The organism is Maribacter sp. MS6 (assembly GCF_056839185.1).
In genome coordinates, this window is record NZ_CM166389.1 from 1,575,752 (window position 1) to 1,595,138 (window position 19,387).

The following is a 19,387-nucleotide window of genomic DNA, read 5'->3' on the forward strand; positions in this document are numbered from 1 at the left end:
ATTCGCATAAGGCTATGATTAACGCAATCAAAAAGCAGAAAAACAAACTATACCACTTACCGCTATTCCTATCTGTGCTACTGCTGTGTTCCTGCAACGAATCGCAAGAAATTAACAAGGTCGAAGAAAAACTATTCACGCTATTACCTTCCTCAGAAACAAATATTGATTTTATAAACACCATTAAAGATGATAAGGAAAAAAGCATCTTTTTATACGCTAACTATTACGGTGGTGCAGGGGTAGGAATTGGAGATTTTAACAATGACGGATTACAAGATATTTTCTTTGCCGGTAACACCGTGCCGGATAGGTTATATATAAATAAAGGAAACTTAGTTTTTGAAGATTATACTGAAACAGCCGGGATATTAAATAGTCATGGATGGTCTACTGGAGTAACCATCGCGGATATCAACAACGATGGATATGTAGATATTTATGTGAGTAGAGAATTATACGATGAAAACGCTGATTGGAGAACAAATCTCCTCTATTTAAATAATGGAGATGGCACTTTTGAAGAAAAAGCAAAAGACTATAACATAGACAACAACCAACGTACCAGACATGCCACTTTCTTAGACTATAACAAAGATGGTCTTTTAGACCTATTCCTACTTACACAACCCCCAAACCCTGGAAGTCTTTCTCAATATCATGATGTTAATAACCTTTTACTACCAGAATACACGCTGCGGCTTTACCGAAATGACGGAGACATCTTTACCGATGTTACCAAGGTTTCGGGAATAGAACGCACAGGTTTTCCCAACGCGGTATCCGCTAGTGACCTCAACAAGGATGGTTGGACGGATCTATATATCGCCAACGATTTTGATGCGCCCGACTTTCTCTTCTTCAATAATCAAGACGGAACATTTTCAAGTCAGGAAAAAAAAGCTTTAAAACAGACCTCGTTTTACAGTATGGGTGTAGATGTAGCAGACATCAACAATGACGACTTTTTGGACGTATTTGTACTTGACATGGTAGCCGAAGACAACTTTCGTTTAAAGTCGAACATGAGCGGAATGGATATTGGCTCGTTTTGGAAAGTAGTAGAAGACGGTGGTGGATTTCAATATATGTACAACTCGTTACAACTGAATAACGGCAATGGAACCTTTAGCAACATAGCACAATACGCCGATATGGCTGCCACAGATTGGAGTTGGTCCAACCTAATAGCCGATTTTGATAATGATGGACAGAAAGACATGTATATTACCAACGGCCTTTTACGTGACATCAGAAACACAGACTCAGACAAAAAGATAGCCAACTACATTAATTCCACAAGAATGGACTACCTCTCCAAAAATCCGGACGGTGGAGCTATCACTAGTATTTGGGACATTGTAGTGTTGGATACTGCCGTTAACATGATTCCATCACAACCATTAAAAAATTATGCGTATAAAAATTTGGGCGATTTAAAATTTGAAAAAAAATCCACCGAATGGGGTCTTGATGACAGTTCTTTTTCCAATGGTTCTGCGTATGCAGATTTAGATAATGATGGTGACCTAGATTTGGTAGTGAACAATATTAATGCTGAAGCATTTATCTATAGAAATAATTCCCAGAACCTTAAAGACAACAACTACCTACGACTACAATTAACTGATGCAAAAAATGAACCGATTTTTGGATCTCGCATTAAGGTATATACTCCTAACGGAATACAAACACAGGAAACTACGAATGTGCGGGGTATCTACTCCACCAGTGAGCCATTAGTGCATTTTGGACTGGGTGCAAATACCACGGTAGACAGTTTAGTTGTACTATGGCCTAACGGAAAAACCACCGTACGACAAAATGTAAACACTAATCAGGTGCTACGGTTATCCATGGAGAATGCGACCAGCCCCGCCAAAAATCTACTGGCCAATACTATAAGTAACCATTTCAAAGAGGCAACCGCTACCTTTTCAGGTGCGTTTACCCACCAAGAAAATAACTTTGATGACTTTGAAAAACAAATTCTACTACCTCATAAAATGTCCCAATTTGGACCCGCAATCGCCGTTGGCGACACTAACAACGATGGTTTAGAAGATTTTTATGCAGGCGGTGCCTCAGGACAAAGCCCCGCGCTATTCATCCAAGATAATTCCGGTAATTTTACATCCGTAGATAATCAGTTTTGGGAAAAGGAACAAGCATACGAAGACATAGATGCACTTTTTGTGGATATAAATGCTGATGGCTATAAAGACCTATACGTGGTAAGCGGCGGGAACGCCTATCAAAAGAACGATTTTCACTATACGGATCGTCTATATTTGAATAACGGCTCAGGAAGCTTTAAAAAAGGAGCTATCCTTGATGGAGATAGGACAAGCGGCTCTGTGGTTAGGGCAGCAGACTACGACAATGATGGGGATATGGATCTATTCGTTGGCGGCAGGCACCTACCCCACCAATATCCAAATCCTACCTCAAGCACGTTATTGATAAATGATAACGGTCAGCTAAAAAACGGCTCCCAAAAATTCGCAAATGAACTTAATGGTATTGGGATGGTTACAGATGCCGTATGGGCAGATTACGACAAAGACGATGATCTTGATTTGATTCTTACCGGCGAATGGATGGCAATTACCATTTTCAAGAACGACGACGGTATACTAACTAAAACAGACATACCCTCTTTAGCGTCTACAAAAGGCTGGTGGTTTAGCCTTGAACAGGGCGATTTTGACAATGATGGGGATATCGATTTCATAGCTGGGAACCTAGGTCTTAACTACAAATACAAGACTAGTACCGCAACCCCTTTTGATATTTACTATACAGATTTTGATGCTAACGGTAACGGCGATATCGTATTAGGCTATTATAACAATGAAAAACACTACCCGCTACGTGGCTTTTCTTGTTCATCACAACAAATACCAGGGTTAAAAGATAAAATTAAAAAGTATGATGTCTTCGCCTCTCTAGAACTTAAAGAAGTCTATGGAGAAGATCAACTCAAAAATGCATTGCATTATAAGACAGACACCTTTGCATCAGCCTATATAGAAAATAACGGAGATGGAAGTTTTACCGTTACTCCGCTTCCAAGCCTAGCCCAGCTATCCAATATTAATGACATGCTTATAAAAGATTTTAATGATGACGGTTTTTTAGATGTACTCGCTATCGAAAATTTATACGTATCCGAAATCGAAACCCCAAGAAACGACGCCGGCACGGGTCTTCTTCTTTTGGGAGATGGCAAAGGCAACTTTAATGTAAAACGTGGTGCAGAGATTGGATTTTATACTGCTAACGATGCTAAAAAAATAAGTCAGATTAAGGTGAATAACCAAAACAGCATCTTAGTAGGAAATAACAATGCCAAGCTGCAATTCTTTGAAATCACTCTCGCTAACGAGGACAATACTCAAATACTACAGTAAAACGCACTACTATTTACTTAATTTAGGAGTCTAAATACAAGGAAACCAAACCCTCTGGTGTAGTTACGGAAATTGTTTTATGCGCTCTATCTACTTTTGTAATAATCTCGTCCGTAATAGGAATCAACAATTGTTTGTCTTCCTTTTTCACCTCAAAAAGTGCCTGCGCCGTAGTATCGTTTACGCTTTGTATTATTCCTATATCTCCGTGAACACTGTCTAGTATGGTAAAACCTATAACTTCATGATAATAAAATTTGTCTCCCCTTAATTTGGGCAGCGAAGTCAGCGGAAGATAAAGAGCCGACCCCATTATGCGATCGGCATCGGATTCTGTCTTCACTTCCTCAAAATCGATACGCAGCAAGTCCGATTTGTGCAATCGGCATCTATCAATAAAAAATGGAACCAGATTGTTTCCTAACGAAACAAATACTGATTCCATATCTTTATATAATTCGGGATCGTCGGTGTCTAACTTAACCAGAACTTCACCCTTAAAACTGTATTTGGAAACGATTTTACCTAAGTAGAAACATTCCTCCTTTTGCATCGTTTCGGTGCTTATTTAGCGTCTCCTGTATCCGCAGGCTTTACTTCATCGTCACTCTTCTCCATCACTTCCTCTACAGATGGCGCTTTTTCCATGGCATCGTTAGCAGCTATTTCAGCTTCTTCTTTTACCGGCGCAACCGCTGTAGTATCTGCGTTGTCTACGTCTGGCGCTGGTGTATCGGGTGTCTCAACAACTTCTGGCTCCAACGCGGCGGCAGCTTCGGCAGCACGCTTCTCATTTACTTCTTTCTCGGCTTTCAAGGCAGCAGCTTTGGCATCGGCTTTCGCTTTGTCCAATCCTCCAACTTTAGTAGCAACAGCAGCTTCTTTTTCTTCTAACCATGCGGTGAACTTTTCCTCGACCTGCTCTTCAGTTAACGCACCTTTACGCAACCCTCCTAAAAGGTGGTTCTTTAGCATAACGCCTTTATAAGAAAGAATAGCTCTAGCAGTATCCGTTGGTTGTGCACCATTCTGTAACCATGTTACGGAATTGTCAACGTTTAGTTCAATAGTAGCTGGGTTGGTATTAGGATTATAAATACCCAATTTCTCCAAGAATTTACCGTCTCTCTTTGCTCGTGCATCTGCTGCAACGATCCAATAGAATGGTTTTCCTTTTTTACCGTGTCTCTGTAATCTAATTTTTACTGGCATATCACATTAATTTGTAGGGTGCCCGACCCTTAGTTATTAATTCTTTTTAATTTCCCTATTAAGGGGCTGCAAATATATAACTTTCAATTTAATACATCACTATTTACTATTCGTAAATTTAGAACTGAATTATTCCTCTATTCACGCTCCACCAACTGATCCTTTCCCATCACCAGTTTTGACCTGTGTTCGGATAGCAGTTCATCGATATCCTTTAAAACCTCTTGATGGGTATCAGCGATATTAAAACGTTCGCTAGCATCAAAAGCTACATTGAACAGCAATGGATTATCATAATCAACCCGACCTCCAAATTCTCCATAAGCACCTTGACTTATGAAATGAGCCTTATAATCCCCTATCCTTACTGCAAATAATTCGGACCCACGATAGTAAAGTATGCTCTTTCTAGGACTGGATTTTACTTTTGATAAGGTCTCGCTCAAATCAAGTCCGTCTATAATTCTATCCTTTGGAATACTTGTATTTGCCATAGCGCTAAATGTCGTGAATAAATCCATAGTAGAACCTAAATCTGAAATTACTGCTGGCGCTATGTACCCTGGACCCCAAAATAACGTAGGCACGCGCATACCACCTTCCCAAGTAGTTCCCTTGCCCGCTCGCAACAAACCAGCAGTACCTCCATTATTCTTAAAAGGCAACCAGGGGCCATTATCAGAAGTAAAAACGACGATAGTATTGTCTGCCAGTCCTTTCGCTTTTAAAGCATCTATGATCTTTCCTACACCATTGTCAATTTCCTCTACCACGTCGCCATAAAGGCCTCGTTTACTCTTATCTTTAAAATCCTCTGATGCAAAAAGGGGAATATGGGGCAGATTATGGGCAAGATATAAAAAGAAAGGGGCTTCCTTTTGCCGATTGATAAATGTAACCGCTTCATCCGAGTATCGCTTGGTAATATTGTTTTGGTTAGCTGGGCGTTCAACTATTTTGGTTCCCCTAAGTAAAGGCACATTAAAATGCTCGGTCTTAATACTGTCATCGGGTCTGTTCCAATAGTCATTAAATTCTTCGCCCTGAAGCCTATCCATGTCATTGGAGTAAGGAATACCAAAATAGGTGTCAAACCCATGATTGGTGGGTAAAAATTCTTTCTTATGGCCTAGATGCCATTTTCCAATAGCAGCTGTAGTATAGCCTACTTCTTTCAATTGTTCTGCTAGTGTAATCTCATAAGCAGGCAATCCGTTTTTAGAGTCTGGAAAAAGTACCCTTTTCTTACTACTTGCCATACCACTCCTTACCGGAAGTCTACCCGTCAAAAGACCTGCCCTGCTTGGTGTACAAACACTTGCAGCTGCATAGAAATTTGTCCATTTTTGACCCTCAAAGGCCATTCTATCCAAGTTAGGGGTTTTTATAGATGGATTTCCAAAGACACCCAAATCCCCATAGCCTAGGTCATCGGCGAAAATAATGATGAAATTTGGTGCTTTTCTTTCGTTTACTTGGCCATATAATTCTACAGCACTGGCAAGAAATATAAACAAGATAGACTTAACCGACATCATAAAAATCTGATTTCTTTTCATAACTCCTCTAGATATTGATCTTAGTAAGATACTGAATATAAAAATTAGTTGCTAGGTTAATAACTCTTCACAACTCCTCTTTTTAAGCCAAGTCCTTTTTCTTAATTTTAACCATCCATTTTTCATTCATTTAATGCTGAAAACTTCGGATACGCTAAACCCCAAGAACACGTACTATGTACCTCATATTTGACACTGAAACTACAGGTCTTCCAAAAAACTGGAACGCCCCTATAACCGACACTGACAATTGGCCACGTTGTATCCAAATAGCATGGCAATTACATGACGAGATGGGCAGGGTCTTGGAGCACCAAGACTATTTAGTGCGCCCAGACGGATTCAATATTCCCTATGATGCGGAACAAATACATGGCATTTCAACAGAACTGGCAACGCAAAAAGGAATTCCCCTTAGCGAGGTTTTAAAAAAGTTCAATACCGCCATGGCAAAGACCAAGTTCATCGTAGGACAAAATGTAACCTTCGACCTGAATATCATGGGCGCAGAATTCCATCGTTTGGGTGTTGAAAATCCTTTACAAGAATTACCCGTCTTGGACACCTGTACGGAGCATACGGCACAATTATGCCAAATCCCCGGAGGGCGTGGCGGCAAGTTTAAATTACCTACCTTAACAGAACTGCATCAGCATCTTTTCAAAAAACCGTTTGGCGAGGCACACAACGCCACCGCAGATGTGGAGGCTACAACGCGTTGTTTCTTGGAACTGGTACGTCTACGACAGTACACTACGGAACAATTGGATGTGCAACCGGACTATTTCAAGAATTTCTCGGAAGCCAACCCCCAGGAGATTCAGCTTATAGGCCTAAAACACATCAACCTAAAAAAGGCCTCTAAAAAAATTGCAGATGCGCTTTGGGAAAAGGATACCGGAGGCGTTAGTCAGGCAGAAATCAAGGAAAATATAAAAACACTGGAAGATGCCACCTTTGTGCACCTTCATAACCATTCCCAGTTTTCGGTACTGCAATCCACCATAAATATAAAATCCTTGGTAAAAGCGGCTGCGGACAACGACATGTCTGCCGTAGCGCTAACAGACCATGCGAACATGATGGGTGCCTTTCACTTTGTGAAGGAAATAGGAAGCCACAACAAAGCCGTACGTGAAAAAAACAAAGTAGCTATAGAAAATGGCGAGGCAGCAATCGCCAAAGAAATTACCCCGATTGTAGGTTGTGAATTCTTCGTTTGCGAAGACCATACCAATAAAAATGTCAAGGATTACGGCTACCAAATAGTGCTGTTGGCAAAAAACAAAAAAGGCTATCATAATTTGGCCAAAATGTCCTCCATTGCTTACACAGATGGTTTTTATTACGTGCCAAGAATCGATAAAAAAGTAATTCAGCAATACAAAGAAGACATCATCGTACTAACTGGAAACCTGTATGGAGAGGTTCCGGGAAAGGTACTGAACGTTGGCGAAAACCAAGCCGAGGAAGCCTTACTTTGGTGGAAGACCGAATTTGGGGAGGACCTCTACATTGAAATAATGAGGCACGGTCAAGAAGATGAAGATCGCGTAAATCAGGTATTGTTGGAGTTTTCAAAGAAACATCAGGTAAAACTTGTTGCCTCAAATAACACCTATTATTCTGCCAAAGAAGATGCCGATGCCCACGACATTCTACTCTGTGTAAAAGACGGGGAGAAACAGGCTACGCCTATTGGTCGGGGCCGTGGTTATCGCTATGGCCTACCAAATCAAGAGTATTATTTTAAATCTCAAGAGGAGATGAAGGAACTCTTTAAAGATGTTCCCGATGCCATTTTGAACGTGCAGGAAATCGTTGATAAAATTGAGCCTTTTGAACTGGCACGCGACGTACTCTTACCTGTATTTGACATTCCGGAAGATTTCAAAGACCCCCAAGACGAGATTGACGGTAAAAACCGAGGAGAGAACGCGTATTTACGACACATTACCTACCAAGGCGCGAACAAACGCTATCCTGAAATTACTGAAGAAATCAGGGAACGAATAGATTTTGAGCTGGATACGATAAAAAACTCTGGTTATCCAGGATACTTTTTGATTACGGAAGATTTTATACGTGAAGCCCGAAACATGGATGTTTCCGTTGGGCCTGGGCGTGGTTCCGCGGCGGGTTCTGTTGTTGCCTACTGCTTAACCATTACAAATATTGACCCCCTAAAATACGACCTGCTTTTTGAGCGTTTCCTTAATCCGGATAGGGTATCCATGCCGGATATTGATATCGATTTTGATGATGAGGGTCGTGGTCGGGTAATGGACTATGTAATCAACAAATATGGTGCAAATCAGGTTGCACAGATTATCACTTATGGTACTATGGCGGCAAAATCCTCCATAAGAGATACGGCACGTGTTTTGGATTTGCCTTTGGGCGATGCGGACAGAATTGCCAAGTTGATACCCACCATGTCTAAGTTGGGTAAAATATTTGGTCAGTCCGATGCCGACTTAAAAAAGAAATTCAGAGCGGAGGATCTAGAAAAAATACATGAACTACTGAACATACACGACGGGGACGATCTAGAAGGGCAAACCTTGAAAATGGCGCGTACCTTAGAAGGCTCTGTTCGAAATACGGGGATCCATGCCTGCGGAGTGATTATTACACCAAGCGATATCACGAATTTTGTGCCTGTTGCCACCGCAAAGGATTCAGATCTATATGTTACCCAGTTCGACAACTCCGTTGTGGAAAGTGCAGGTCTGTTGAAAATGGATTTCTTGGGACTTAAAACCCTAACCTTGATCAAGGACACGGTCAAAATAGTAAAGGCCAAACATAATATTGATTTGGTTCCGGACGATTTTCCCTTGGACGATGAAAAAACCTACGAACTCTTCCAAAAAGGAGAAACGGTAGGGGTATTCCAATACGAATCCCCTGGAATGCAAAAGCATATGAAGGATTTGAAGCCTACTGTTTTTGATGATCTTATTGCCATGAACGCCCTGTACCGACCGGGTCCAATGGAGTACATTCCAAGCTTTATTGCCAGAAAGCACGGTAGCGAAGAAATATCCTATGACCTCCCGGATATGGAAGAATACCTAAAGGAAACCTATGGTATCACTGTCTATCAGGAGCAAGTGATGCTCTTATCGCAAAAGCTGGCGGGCTTTTCCAAAGGTGATGCGGATGTTCTCCGTAAGGCGATGGGGAAGAAAATATTTGCGGTGCTACAGAAAATGAAACCACAGTTTCTAGAAGGTGGCGCAGCCAACGGTCACCCAACGGAGATACTGGAGAAAATATGGAAGGATTGGGAAGCCTTCGCAGCCTATGCATTTAATAAGAGTCACTCTACCTGCTACGCCTATATTGCCTACCAAACTGCATATCTGAAAGCCCACTACCCTGCCGAATATATGGCGGCAGTACTGAGCAACAACATGAATGATATAAAGCAAGTTACCTTCTTCATGGAAGAATGTAAGCGTATGGGCTTGGATGTACTGGGGCCAGATGTAAATGAATCCTATTATAAATTTGCGGTAAACCAAGAAGGAGCCGTGCGTTTTGGCATGGGCGCAGTAAAAGGCGTTGGTCGTGCCGCTGTAGAAACTATTGTGGAACACCGTAAAAAAGACGGAGCGTTTCATTCTGTATTTGATTTGGCAAAGCGCATCGATCTGCGTTCTGCGAATAAAAAGGCATTCGAAAACCTAGCAGTTGCCGGCGGATTCGATTCGTTCGGCACCACACATCGGGCGCAGTATTTTCATACAGAGGGCGATAACATCACCTTCTTAGAAAAAGTTATCAAATCTGCCGCAAAATATCAGGAAAACAAGAACTCCTCCCAAATGGATATGTTCGGGGGCATCAGCGAAGCACAAATCCCAGAGCCGGTTGTGCCACCATGCGAGGAATGGGGCACTATGGAAAAGTTACGGAGAGAAAAAGAGGTCGTAGGGATCTATATTTCAGGACACCCCTTGGATGACTTTAAAACCGAAATAAAAGCCTTTTGTAATGCGGGAATTTCTCATTTAAACGATATGGATAGTTACCTCAACCGCGAGTTAACAGTTGCCGGGGTTATCACCGATGTACAGCATCGAATATCCAAAAACGGAAAAGGTTGGGCTGCCTTTACGATGGAAGATTATACAGATTCCTTCGAATTCAGAATTTTTGGAGAGGAATATCTCAAGTTTAGACATTTTCTAATGATCAATTCCTTTGTGTATGCGAAAATATTTATCCGCGAAGGATGGGTGAACCGCGATACCGGCAAAAAAGGAGATCCAAGAATGCAATTCAATGGTTTTCTATTGCTCCAAGAAGTAATGGAAACCTATGCGAGAAAACTTACTATCAAGCTCAACATCGATGATTTAAAAGAAGAAGGAATCTACGAACTTAAGGACACCTTAACCCTTCATAAGGGGGATCATTCCATCAACTTTGTAGTCTATGAGATGCAGGAAGAAATTAAAGTGAACCTTTCTAGTCGAAAACAAAAAGTGCAAATAAGTAGTGAATTATTACAGGAACTTGAAAAACAGCAGGTGCATTTTAAGTTGAATTAAGGGTTGAACTTTTTAATAGTTGATTTACAACATTTTGAATATGGGGTAAAATCAGTAATCACTAGGGTTGATTTTACAAGCAAAGCAATACATACAAAGGGTTCTTGACACAAAACCTCTTTGAGGGTTTTACCACAACTGAAAATTATTGGCAGAAAAAACAACGCTACTTCAAGTGATGTATAGTACCTTTTTCTCTAGTGAAAATTGTTCCGAAGTATTTAGAAAAGGTCCTTTTGCCTTCAAATAATTCATATGTCTTTACGACCTTAAATAACAATTTCCTTCAAACCGACATCAAATCGATTTACAATTAAAAATCACTTGCCTTTTAAATACTAATATTTCCTACTCTACTGAATACTAGCACATAGCGAAACTTCTTTTCAAAGTGAACGCTAGTACTTGTACCTTTAGTTTTTACAGCACTCCGTTTATGCTTAAGTCAATTCTATTCAATTTGAAAGTGTTACTACTGTAAGTTAATTGTATCACAATCTTTTAACATAGTAATGCTAATTATTTATATTTGACCAAAATAAATCAGTAATGAAACAACTCTTACTCGTTTTAATTGTACTCTTTGTTAGCAACAAGGCAGCCTCACAGGTAGATGAATCACAAACAGGAGCATGGTACATGTATTTTTACAATAAGCAGTTCAAGGATAGTCAATGGGGAATCCAGGGCGATTTCCAGTATCGGGACTGGACTGGCTTAGGAGATATGGAGCAATTGCTACTTAGAAGCGGACTTACCTTTAGACCCAACGAAGCGAACGTTATTTTCACGTTAGGATATGCCAATATCACCACAGGAGTGCCCGGAGAAATAAGTGACACAACAGGAGAAAACAGAATCTATCAAGAAGCCTTAATTCCCCAAAAATTGGGCAGTCGTTACTTCTTGACCCACCGGTTTAGATACGAACAACGGTTTGTAGAAAATCAGGACTTTAGGACCCGCTACCGGTACATGCTCTTCTTCAATGTTCCGTTCAACAAGACCGAATTGGAAAAAGACGCTATATACCTCGCCTTGTATAATGAACTTTTCATCAACGGCCAAACAGAAATAGGAGACGGCAGAACCACAGAACTTTTTGACCGTAACAGGACCTATTTGGGGCTTGGTTATGTACTCACTTCCAAGGTACGTGTTCAATTAGGGTGGATGAACCAAAAAACAGATAACTGGGGAAAAGGCCAACTGCAATTTAGTGTACATCACAGTTTATGAAACAAAGATAAGATTGATAGAAGTACTAATTTTAAAATACAAATTATGAAAAAGAGACAATTAGCAATAGCAGTAGTGATGGTAGCCCTTATTGGATTATCATGCAAAGACACCTACAGAACCGACGTTTCCAAAGAAGCGCAAAAAGAGGTAGCAACGATTCAGGAGGAACCTGTAAAAAGTATTATGACGGCAGCAGAGCAGGCAGATATGTCACCTGACGAAATTATTGGAAGATTAAAAAAAGGTAACGAGAATTTTGCAGTGAACAATCTTACGACCAGAGATCACTCCGCACAGCGCAGAATGGCAATGATCGGACAATATCCAAAAGCACTAGTATTATCGTGTGTAGACAGCAGAGTTCCCGTAGAAGATGTTTTTGATCTAGGAATCGGTGACATTTTTGTCGCTAGAGTAGCCGGTAATATTGAGAATGCCGATATCGTAGGCTCCATGGAGTTTGCAAGTGCCGTGGCAGGTTCTAAGGTAATTGTAGTTATGGGGCACTCGGCATGTGGCGCTGTACACCATGCGATTGATGCCACAGATGCGGGAGGTATGGGAATGAGTTCCCTACAGAACCTTTTGGATGAAATTAAACCTGTGGTAGTAGCGGAGGATGGAGAGGAAGTTAGTTCCAAGAATACGCATTTCGCCAATAAGGTAATTGCTAACAATGTACTTAAAACCGTAGCCGATATTAGGTCCAAATCGCCAACTATGACCTCCCTAGAAGCCGAAGGGAAACTAAAAATTGTAGGAGCGGTTTATGATATGGAAAGTGGTAAAGTCAATTTTTTAAATTAGACTCCTAATACAACTACTAAAAGTTAAAGTCATTAGATAAAAGGAGATAATCAGCTAAGGTTTATCTCCTTTTTTAACGTTGCCGCAATTTTAGTTCAGATTTTTAACTCCAGGATGTTTCCGTAATCACCAAACTATATAAGCTCGCTCAATACCCCGATAACCAAAACATATATAATGGCAGTAAGGAACAACTAAATTAATTGACTAACTTTGTGTAATCAATAAAAGATAAACAAAATGGCATTAGAGATAACAGACGCTACTTTTGACGAGGTAGTTTTAAAAAGTGACAAACCTGTAGTAGTAGATTTCTGGGCAGCTTGGTGTGGCCCTTGTAGAATGGTGGGGCCAATTATTGACGAAGTTAGTACGGAATACGAAGGTAAAGCTGTAGTGGGCAAGGTTGATGTAGATGCTAACCAAGAATTTGCCGCTAAATATGGTGTACGTAACATTCCTACTGTATTGGTCTTCAAAGGTGGTGAGATTGTAAGTAGACAAGTAGGTGTTTCACCTAAGAAAACATATACAGATGCAATAGATGCACTATTGTAGACCCCTGCTTATAGCTCCCAAAAGTAGTAATCATTAGGTACTTTTAAAGAATAATCAACAGTTCAAATCCCGTCTTTTAAGATGGGATTTTTTATTTTCAAATCTTTACTACAGCTCCGTAATTCGGAAACCCGAGCTCCGTTCGCTAGTACAATAATTACTATCTTGTTACCATGAAGTTACAGTCAGAATTAAACAAGGCATCTCTTTTTCAGAACTTGGAACTCTTGGCCTATCAGGTGGTAGAGGGGTTTATAAGTGGGATACATAAAAGTCCTTTCCATGGCTTTTCGGCCGAATTTGCAGAACATAAAATCTACAACAATGGAGAAAGCACAAAACACATAGATTGGAAGTTATTCGCCAAAACAGATAAACTCTACACCAAACGCTACGAAGAGGAAACCAATCTTAGATGCCACATGATTTTGGATAATTCTGCTTCTATGTACTACCCTAAGGTAAAGGAACTAGGACTGGACAGTTTAAACAAGATAAGTTTTGGGGTATTAGCAATTGCGGCCCTCATGAACGTGTTAAAAAAACAACGCGACGCAGTAGGACTTAGCATCTACTCGGATGCATATAATTACTATGCTCCTGAAAAAGGTAGCGAACGCCATTTTCAAATGTTATTGGCTAAACTCAACGAAGTAAGCTTAGATACGCAGCCAACAACAGACACTGCGACTTATACGTATTTGCATCAGATAGCAGAAAAAATAAAAAGACGTAGCCTTATCTTTCTTTTTACGGATATGTTCCAGACCCAAAAATCGGACGACGAACTATTCGATGCCCTACGGCATTTAAAGTATAACAAACATGAAGTGGTCCTTTTTCATCTACTCGACAAAGAACACGAGGTCAACTTTAACTTTGACAATACGCCAAAGCGGTATGTAGATATAGAGACTGGTGAGCATTTGGATTTGTACGCCGACAACATTAAAGAGGCCTACACAAAAGGCCTAAACAAGTATATAGAAGACATAAAACTCAAATGTGCTCAGTATAGAATCAATTACATAGATATTGATATCAAAGGGGATTTCTCAACGATTCTTAATACATTTCTAACAGAGCGAAATAAATTTCTCTAACGATAGTGATATTTTAAAAGAAAATGTTTGTGCAATTGAATAAACAACATATATTTGCACACGCTAAACGCCACGGTCTGGTAGTTCAGTTGGTTAGAATACCTGCCTGTCACGCAGGGGGTCGCGGGTTCGAGTCCCGTCCAGACCGCAAGTAAATAAAAGGCTTCCAAGAAATTGGAAGCTTTTTTATTTTTGGGTTGCACGCAGATTGCACGCAATATTTAGTTCATTTTTCTTCTCAAATATTATAGGTATATGGTGACGACAGCTTTCTGGCAAGACTACCAAAGAGGGATTGACCTTATTGAAACAGACTTCTAAGTTTTCGTTTGGGCAGTATATGCAGCAATAATTACCTCATCTTGCATTGCAAAGAACAATACCTTTATTTCAAACCTTCGCTTCCACTGTGTGCTTTTCTTAATAATACGCGGGGTATACTGAATTCACTGATCCGCAAACCGATAATGACAATAATGTAGTATAAATAGGACAAATTGTCATTATCTGAAAAATATTTTGGCTTAAAACGAAATGAGATAGCAGGGCATGGTGTTTGAAGTACTGCCAACAGAACCAAGTGATTATGAAAAAACCATTTAAGATACTCTCCATAGACGGCGGAGGCATCAAAGGTCTTTACAGTTCAAAAATACTGGAACATTTTGAGGAGGAATTTCAGTGTAATCTAGTAGATTATTTTGACATGATATGCGGCACCTCTACTGGGGGAATATTGGCCTTGGCACTGTCCCTAAAATTAAAGGCTTCTCAGGTTTCCAGTCTTTATGAAGAAAAAGGCAGGTTAATTTTTCCTGCCCAATCCAAGGCTATAGGGATACTGAAACAAACTTTTTTTAAAGGGAAATATGGTGACGAAGCATTACGTGATGCCCTGGAAACTACTTTTAAATCACATAAGATAGGGGATAGTAATTGTTTGCTTTGCATCCCAAGTTATTCATTGACTGATGCTAGGCCCTTTATTTTTAAGTATGACCACAAGGAAGGCAATTTAAGCCGTGATAACAACACAAATTATGTAGACGTAGCCCTTGCCACGTCTGCGGCACCGACGTACTTTCCATTGGCGGAAATTAAAGCTTATGACAATAAGCAATTTATCGACGGGGGTATATACGCCAATAACCCAAGTATTGTCGGTTTTATAGAGGCATTAACATATTTTGTAGGAGAGGACAAAGAATATGATGAAGTTCAAATTCTTTCTATTAGTAGCCTGACCAATTCCGCAGGTAAAAATACAGGCTTGGCCAAGGGTCGTTCCTTTATTCATTGGCGAGATGAGCTATTTGATGCAATGTTAACGGGGCAAGCGAAGTTTATTGATTATTTCATGTCCAAGGTTCATGAAATCAATGCAATCCCAGTAAAACACGTACGAGTGCCAAGTGAGATTTTATCACCGGAGCAACAGGGAATGGTCAAATTGGACAAGGCCACTAAACAGTCTATTGACCTTTTAAAAGGAAAAGGCAATGATATGGGGGTTATTTGGCGAAAAAAAGAAGAAGTAAAACAGTTTTTTGAAACACAAAAAACATACAAAACGAAATAACATTACATGGCAAATTTACACGACACCTTTATTGAATTCAATGATATTATCTACCTGAGTCCTCAGAAAAAAGCTGAACTAAGAACATCTAGAAATTCTGTTAGGGACGATATCACCAAATATTTTAGAGAAAAAAGGGATAAACATACCGTAAAGTATAAAGGCCAAGGTTCGTTTTCCACTAATACGGGTATTTTACCTTTAAGTGGGGAGTATGACGTTGACGATGGGGTATATATATTTGGGAAAGAGGAAGATAGGCCTACGCCGCAGACAGCGCACAACTGGATATATGAGGCCGTAAAGGACAGGACCAGCCAGGATACAATAGACAAAAATACTTGTGTAAGGGTGCAGTATGCCAAACAGTACCATGTAGATTTACCTATTTATTACAAGACAACGGATACCGCTGATGAATACTTCTTTGATTCCAAAGATATACCAGAACTTGCCCACAAAAGTAAAGGATGGATTCAGAGTGACCCCTATGCTTTCAGAAAATGGTTCGATGACGAGGCAAGTGGCAAAAATCAGTTGAAACGTATTGTCAGGTATTTAAAGGCATGGACAGATAACAAATCATATTTGAAATTGCCCAGCGGAATGGTTTTTACGATTCTAGCGGTGGAGCATTACAGTCCAATGGATAGGGATGATGAAGCCTTATTGAAGACTTTGGAGAATATTCAAGAAGCCCTAGATGACACTAGGTTTTGGTCCGCTTCCTACAGTTGCTACAGGCCTACAGTAGATACAACTGAAAATTTGATGGAAAAATATTCTTCCGAGTCGCGAAAGAAGAGTTTTTTGGACAGCTTAGACGGGTTCATCAGTTCTGGGAAACAAGCCCTTGAAATAAAGAGTAAAAAAGATGCATGTGCCAAATGGCAACGGCATTTAGGTAGTCGTTTCCCATGTTCCAATGTTGTGGAGGACGATGAGCAATTGGCGAAATCCTTTGTGATGCCAGATGTAATAAGGGATAATAAATCAGCTTAGTGTTAGGATTAAAAGACCTTTTTGAGCATCTGTGCAAAACAGAAGAATGTCGTATCGTCGACGTTGCAGAATATGAAGCTCTAGGGTATCCATTTTCTAAAAATAGCGAGGTATGGGAGATTACTTCGGAGATTACTTTTGGTGGCGATTTTATGGAATTGACGCTGTATTTGAATCTACCGTTAGAGTTCCCGTACAAACTTCCCAAGCTTTACATTAAAAAAGAAATATACGATGCAATCAAATACATTCCCCATGTTAATGAGGACTATTCCATTTGTATTTTTGATGATGGCTTGAATACCCGTATTCCAAAGGAAAACCTTCCTGACTTTCTTGAATTCATTGTACATAGGGGTAAAAGACTCATCAAGCAAGGGGAGTGCAAGAGCTACAAACTAACGGAATTTAAAAAGGAGTTCAAGGCCTATTGGGATTTGAAATACTCCAATAAAGATCAGATATACCTTATCGGCATGCATTCGATTTCGGATGTTACCAAAGAAATAAAGGCCATCGCCTTTCAAGGTCAGCCCTTGGCAAGATACCATTACTTCCTCTACACGGATAATGAAGAACTTAAAAAAATCGAGGAATATGCGAAATCCTACGGGTGCAGTTTAAAGGAAATCGCAGTAATTGAAATCGAGTTTACAAAAGAAGAGCCGCCTTTTCAAATGACCTACGAGGAATCGCTCGTTTTTATACAGGGAGACATTGCGAGTCTTAAGAAGTTCAAACAGTTGTGTAAAACCAAATCATTAGGCGAGATACTGGTAATTTTTCGGAATCGTTCAGTAGAGAACATTGAGTTTTATGGATGGAACTATGAGGAGGTTCAAATACTACCAAGAAAAAAAGGAGGGCCACGAAAAAAACCTTCCAACTTTGAGATTGTGTCATCTTCTGGAATAGGAAGGGCAAAACATGTTCGACGTTTAACTTTTGACAACTTAAGTACAGAAAGGCTCTCAAAAAGAGCCGCTGGGATTGTTGAGAAGGAATCTAGTGTTTTGTGTACAGGTTTGGGAAGTGTTGGGTCTAACTTGGTCTATTTTCTTAAGAACCTGCCCATCCATAGATTCGGCCTTATTGACCCTCAAAAATTGGGTGCTGAAAACATAAAGAGAAATTTGTTGGGGTTCAGTGATATAGATAAGCATAAAGCAGAGGCGCTTGCCAGTTTTTTGTTGGATCATAATCCAATGAACAAGGTTGACAAACGCCATGAGTCTATAACATCTCTTATAGAAAAGGAACCCGATTTCATCAATTCTTACGATGTCCATATCGTGGCTGTTGGAAAAACCATGGTCGAGGAATTTATACTAAACAAATTGGAAACTGGAACATTGACAAAACCGGTAATTTTGATTTGGGTCGAGCCTTATTTGGCTTCCGGCCAGCTATTGTTGATAAAACCCAGAGATGCTATTGCCGCTGGGAACCTAGTGAAGAATTTCAAGTATGCCATGATCTCAAATAAAAATACGGCTTTGGATGCAGTGTATCTTATTGAAGGAAGTTGCCAGTCAGGATACTTCCCATATTCGGCCACTTATCTTACCCAGTTTCTCGCCAGAGTATTTCCTGTAATTAAGGAAGCGGTTCTTGATGGAATCCCTAAATCGGAAGTATATACTTGGGTAGGCGATAAGGATTTCGTAGTTGGCAAGGGGTTGGTGTTGTCCGATTTTGGAATGGAACAAACCTCATATACCCTGATAAAAAATAATATATGATAACAGTAGTCCTTGGAGATACCAATCTTAAAATTTCGCCGGAAGCTTTCTATAAGATGCAAGCCTATATCCAAGATAACAATTCCAAGGAGGAAGCAGGAGGCATAATGTTAGGATACTGTATAGATGAAAACAATTTCACGGTCATCGATGCTACAGTACCCAATGTTGAGGACAAGCGCAGTAGATATAGTTTTTGGCGCGTCAGTGCACTACATCAACGCTTTTTGACCATTCTTTTTAAAAAGAGTAAAGGGAAAAGCATCTATCTTGGGGAATGGCATACGCACCCGGAAGATATTCCAACGCCTTCTACTTTAGACAGGAAATCCATACTAGACCAAATAAAGAGGAGTCAACTTAACTCGAATAAGATTTTTGCCATCATTGTAGGGCGCAAAGGTTTAAACATAAGCGTTGTAAAAAAATCAGGAATAGTACTTGAGAGTCAACTTGAATTTGATGAACTTTCTTGTCCTTTGGATTAGTAGTCTAAAATTTTTCTATGAAGGAAAATCTAGCAAAATACCTTGTAGAATAAGCAAAAAAATATAGAATATTTTTCTTATATCATATTTTTTATTACAAATAAGACATAAAATATGGCT

Annotated in this window: 13 protein-coding genes and 1 tRNA gene; 11 read left to right on the forward strand and 3 right to left on the reverse strand. The window is 40.0% G+C overall.

Translation table 11 applies throughout. The annotated features are described in order from the left end of the window. The first annotated feature begins 14 nt into the window (after positions 1-14). Positions 15-3,413: a VCBS repeat-containing protein gene (locus tag MS6x_RS07070; RefSeq protein WP_482606386.1), complete on the forward strand. Its 3,399-nt coding sequence runs from the start codon at positions 15-17 to the stop codon at positions 3,411-3,413. Between the two features lie 22 nt (positions 3,414-3,435). Here MS6x_RS07070 and rimM read toward each other — a convergent pair whose 3' ends face one another. The 3 genes from rimM to MS6x_RS07085 form a co-directional block, all read right to left on the reverse strand. Then, positions 3,436-3,966 carry a ribosome maturation factor RimM gene (rimM, locus tag MS6x_RS07075; RefSeq protein ID WP_482606388.1) on the reverse strand — a complete coding sequence of 177 codons (531 nt, stop codon included), beginning with the start codon at positions 3,964-3,966 and terminating at the stop codon, positions 3,436-3,438. Between the two features lie 11 nt (positions 3,967-3,977). After that, a complete protein-coding gene (locus MS6x_RS07080; protein ID WP_482606390.1) occupies positions 3,978-4,625 on the reverse strand; it encodes a 30S ribosomal protein S16 in 648 nt (215 codons plus the stop codon). A 137-nt stretch (positions 4,626-4,762) separates the two neighbouring features. Next, complete coding sequence (locus MS6x_RS07085) at positions 4,763-6,184, reverse strand: sulfatase family protein (protein WP_482606392.1); 1,422 nt, start codon at positions 6,182-6,184, stop codon at positions 4,763-4,765. Positions 6,185-6,360: 176 nt separating this feature from the next. Here MS6x_RS07085 and dnaE point away from each other — a divergent pair, with 176 nt between their 5' ends. The 10 genes from dnaE (at position 6,361) to MS6x_RS07135 (ending at position 19,267) form a co-directional block, all read left to right on the forward strand. Beyond that, on the forward strand, positions 6,361-10,746 hold the full coding sequence (dnaE, locus tag MS6x_RS07090) for a DNA polymerase III subunit alpha (RefSeq protein WP_482606393.1): 4,386 nt from the start codon (positions 6,361-6,363) through the stop codon (positions 10,744-10,746). A gap of 549 nt (positions 10,747-11,295) precedes the next feature. Continuing rightward, the gene (locus MS6x_RS07095; protein WP_482606395.1) at positions 11,296-11,985 is read left to right on the forward strand and encodes a DUF2490 domain-containing protein; all 690 of its coding nucleotides are present in this window, start codon (positions 11,296-11,298) and stop codon (positions 11,983-11,985) included. A gap of 45 nt (positions 11,986-12,030) precedes the next feature. Further along, on the forward strand, positions 12,031-12,795 hold the full coding sequence (locus tag MS6x_RS07100) for a carbonic anhydrase family protein (RefSeq protein WP_482606396.1): 765 nt from the start codon (positions 12,031-12,033) through the stop codon (positions 12,793-12,795). 240 nt (positions 12,796-13,035) lie between these two features. Then, a complete protein-coding gene (gene trxA, locus MS6x_RS07105; RefSeq protein ID WP_379931970.1) occupies positions 13,036-13,353 on the forward strand; it encodes a thioredoxin in 318 nt (105 codons plus the stop codon). 173 nt (positions 13,354-13,526) lie between these two features. Beyond that, entirely contained in the window at positions 13,527-14,456 is a 930-nt protein-coding gene (locus MS6x_RS07110; protein WP_482606397.1) for a DUF58 domain-containing protein, read from the forward strand. 74 nt (positions 14,457-14,530) lie between these two features. Then, positions 14,531-14,604, forward strand: a tRNA-Asp gene (locus MS6x_RS07115). Between the two features lie 438 nt (positions 14,605-15,042). Next, positions 15,043-16,035, forward strand: coding sequence for a CBASS cGAMP-activated phospholipase (locus MS6x_RS07120; protein WP_482606399.1), 993 nt, complete (start codon positions 15,043-15,045; stop codon positions 16,033-16,035). A 6-nt stretch (positions 16,036-16,041) separates the two neighbouring features. Beyond that, on the forward strand, positions 16,042-17,037 hold the full coding sequence (locus MS6x_RS07125; protein ID WP_482606401.1) for a CBASS cGAMP synthase: 996 nt from the start codon (positions 16,042-16,044) through the stop codon (positions 17,035-17,037). After that, entirely contained in the window at positions 17,037-18,779 is a 1,743-nt protein-coding gene (locus MS6x_RS07130) for a ThiF family adenylyltransferase (protein ID WP_482606402.1), read from the forward strand. Before MS6x_RS07125 ends, MS6x_RS07130 begins: the two co-directional genes overlap by 1 nt. Beyond that, positions 18,776-19,267 carry a Mov34/MPN/PAD-1 family protein gene (locus MS6x_RS07135; RefSeq protein WP_482606404.1) on the forward strand — a complete coding sequence of 164 codons (492 nt, stop codon included), beginning with the start codon at positions 18,776-18,778 and terminating at the stop codon, positions 19,265-19,267. The genes MS6x_RS07130 and MS6x_RS07135 overlap by 4 nt, the downstream gene beginning before the upstream one ends. Positions 19,268-19,387: the final 120 nt, after the last annotated feature.

Coding starts and splice junctions, on each gene's coding strand:
- MS6x_RS07070 (WP_482606386.1), top strand. CDS start 15: ATGATTAACGCAATCAAAAAGCAGAAAAACAAACTATACCACTTACCG.
- rimM (WP_482606388.1), bottom strand. CDS start 3,966: ATGCAAAAGGAGGAATGTTTCTACTTAGGTAAAATCGTTTCCAAATAC.
- MS6x_RS07080 (WP_482606390.1), bottom strand. CDS start 4,625: ATGCCAGTAAAAATTAGATTACAGAGACACGGTAAAAAAGGAAAACCA.
- MS6x_RS07085 (WP_482606392.1), bottom strand. CDS start 6,184: ATGAAAAGAAATCAGATTTTTATGATGTCGGTTAAGTCTATCTTGTTT.
- dnaE (WP_482606393.1), top strand. CDS start 6,361: ATGTACCTCATATTTGACACTGAAACTACAGGTCTTCCAAAAAACTGG.
- MS6x_RS07095 (WP_482606395.1), top strand. CDS start 11,296: ATGAAACAACTCTTACTCGTTTTAATTGTACTCTTTGTTAGCAACAAG.
- MS6x_RS07100 (WP_482606396.1), top strand. CDS start 12,031: ATGAAAAAGAGACAATTAGCAATAGCAGTAGTGATGGTAGCCCTTATT.
- trxA (WP_379931970.1), top strand. CDS start 13,036: ATGGCATTAGAGATAACAGACGCTACTTTTGACGAGGTAGTTTTAAAA.
- MS6x_RS07110 (WP_482606397.1), top strand. CDS start 13,527: ATGAAGTTACAGTCAGAATTAAACAAGGCATCTCTTTTTCAGAACTTG.
- MS6x_RS07120 (WP_482606399.1), top strand. CDS start 15,043: ATGAAAAAACCATTTAAGATACTCTCCATAGACGGCGGAGGCATCAAA.
- MS6x_RS07125 (WP_482606401.1), top strand. CDS start 16,042: ATGGCAAATTTACACGACACCTTTATTGAATTCAATGATATTATCTAC.
- MS6x_RS07135 (WP_482606404.1), top strand. CDS start 18,776: ATGATAACAGTAGTCCTTGGAGATACCAATCTTAAAATTTCGCCGGAA.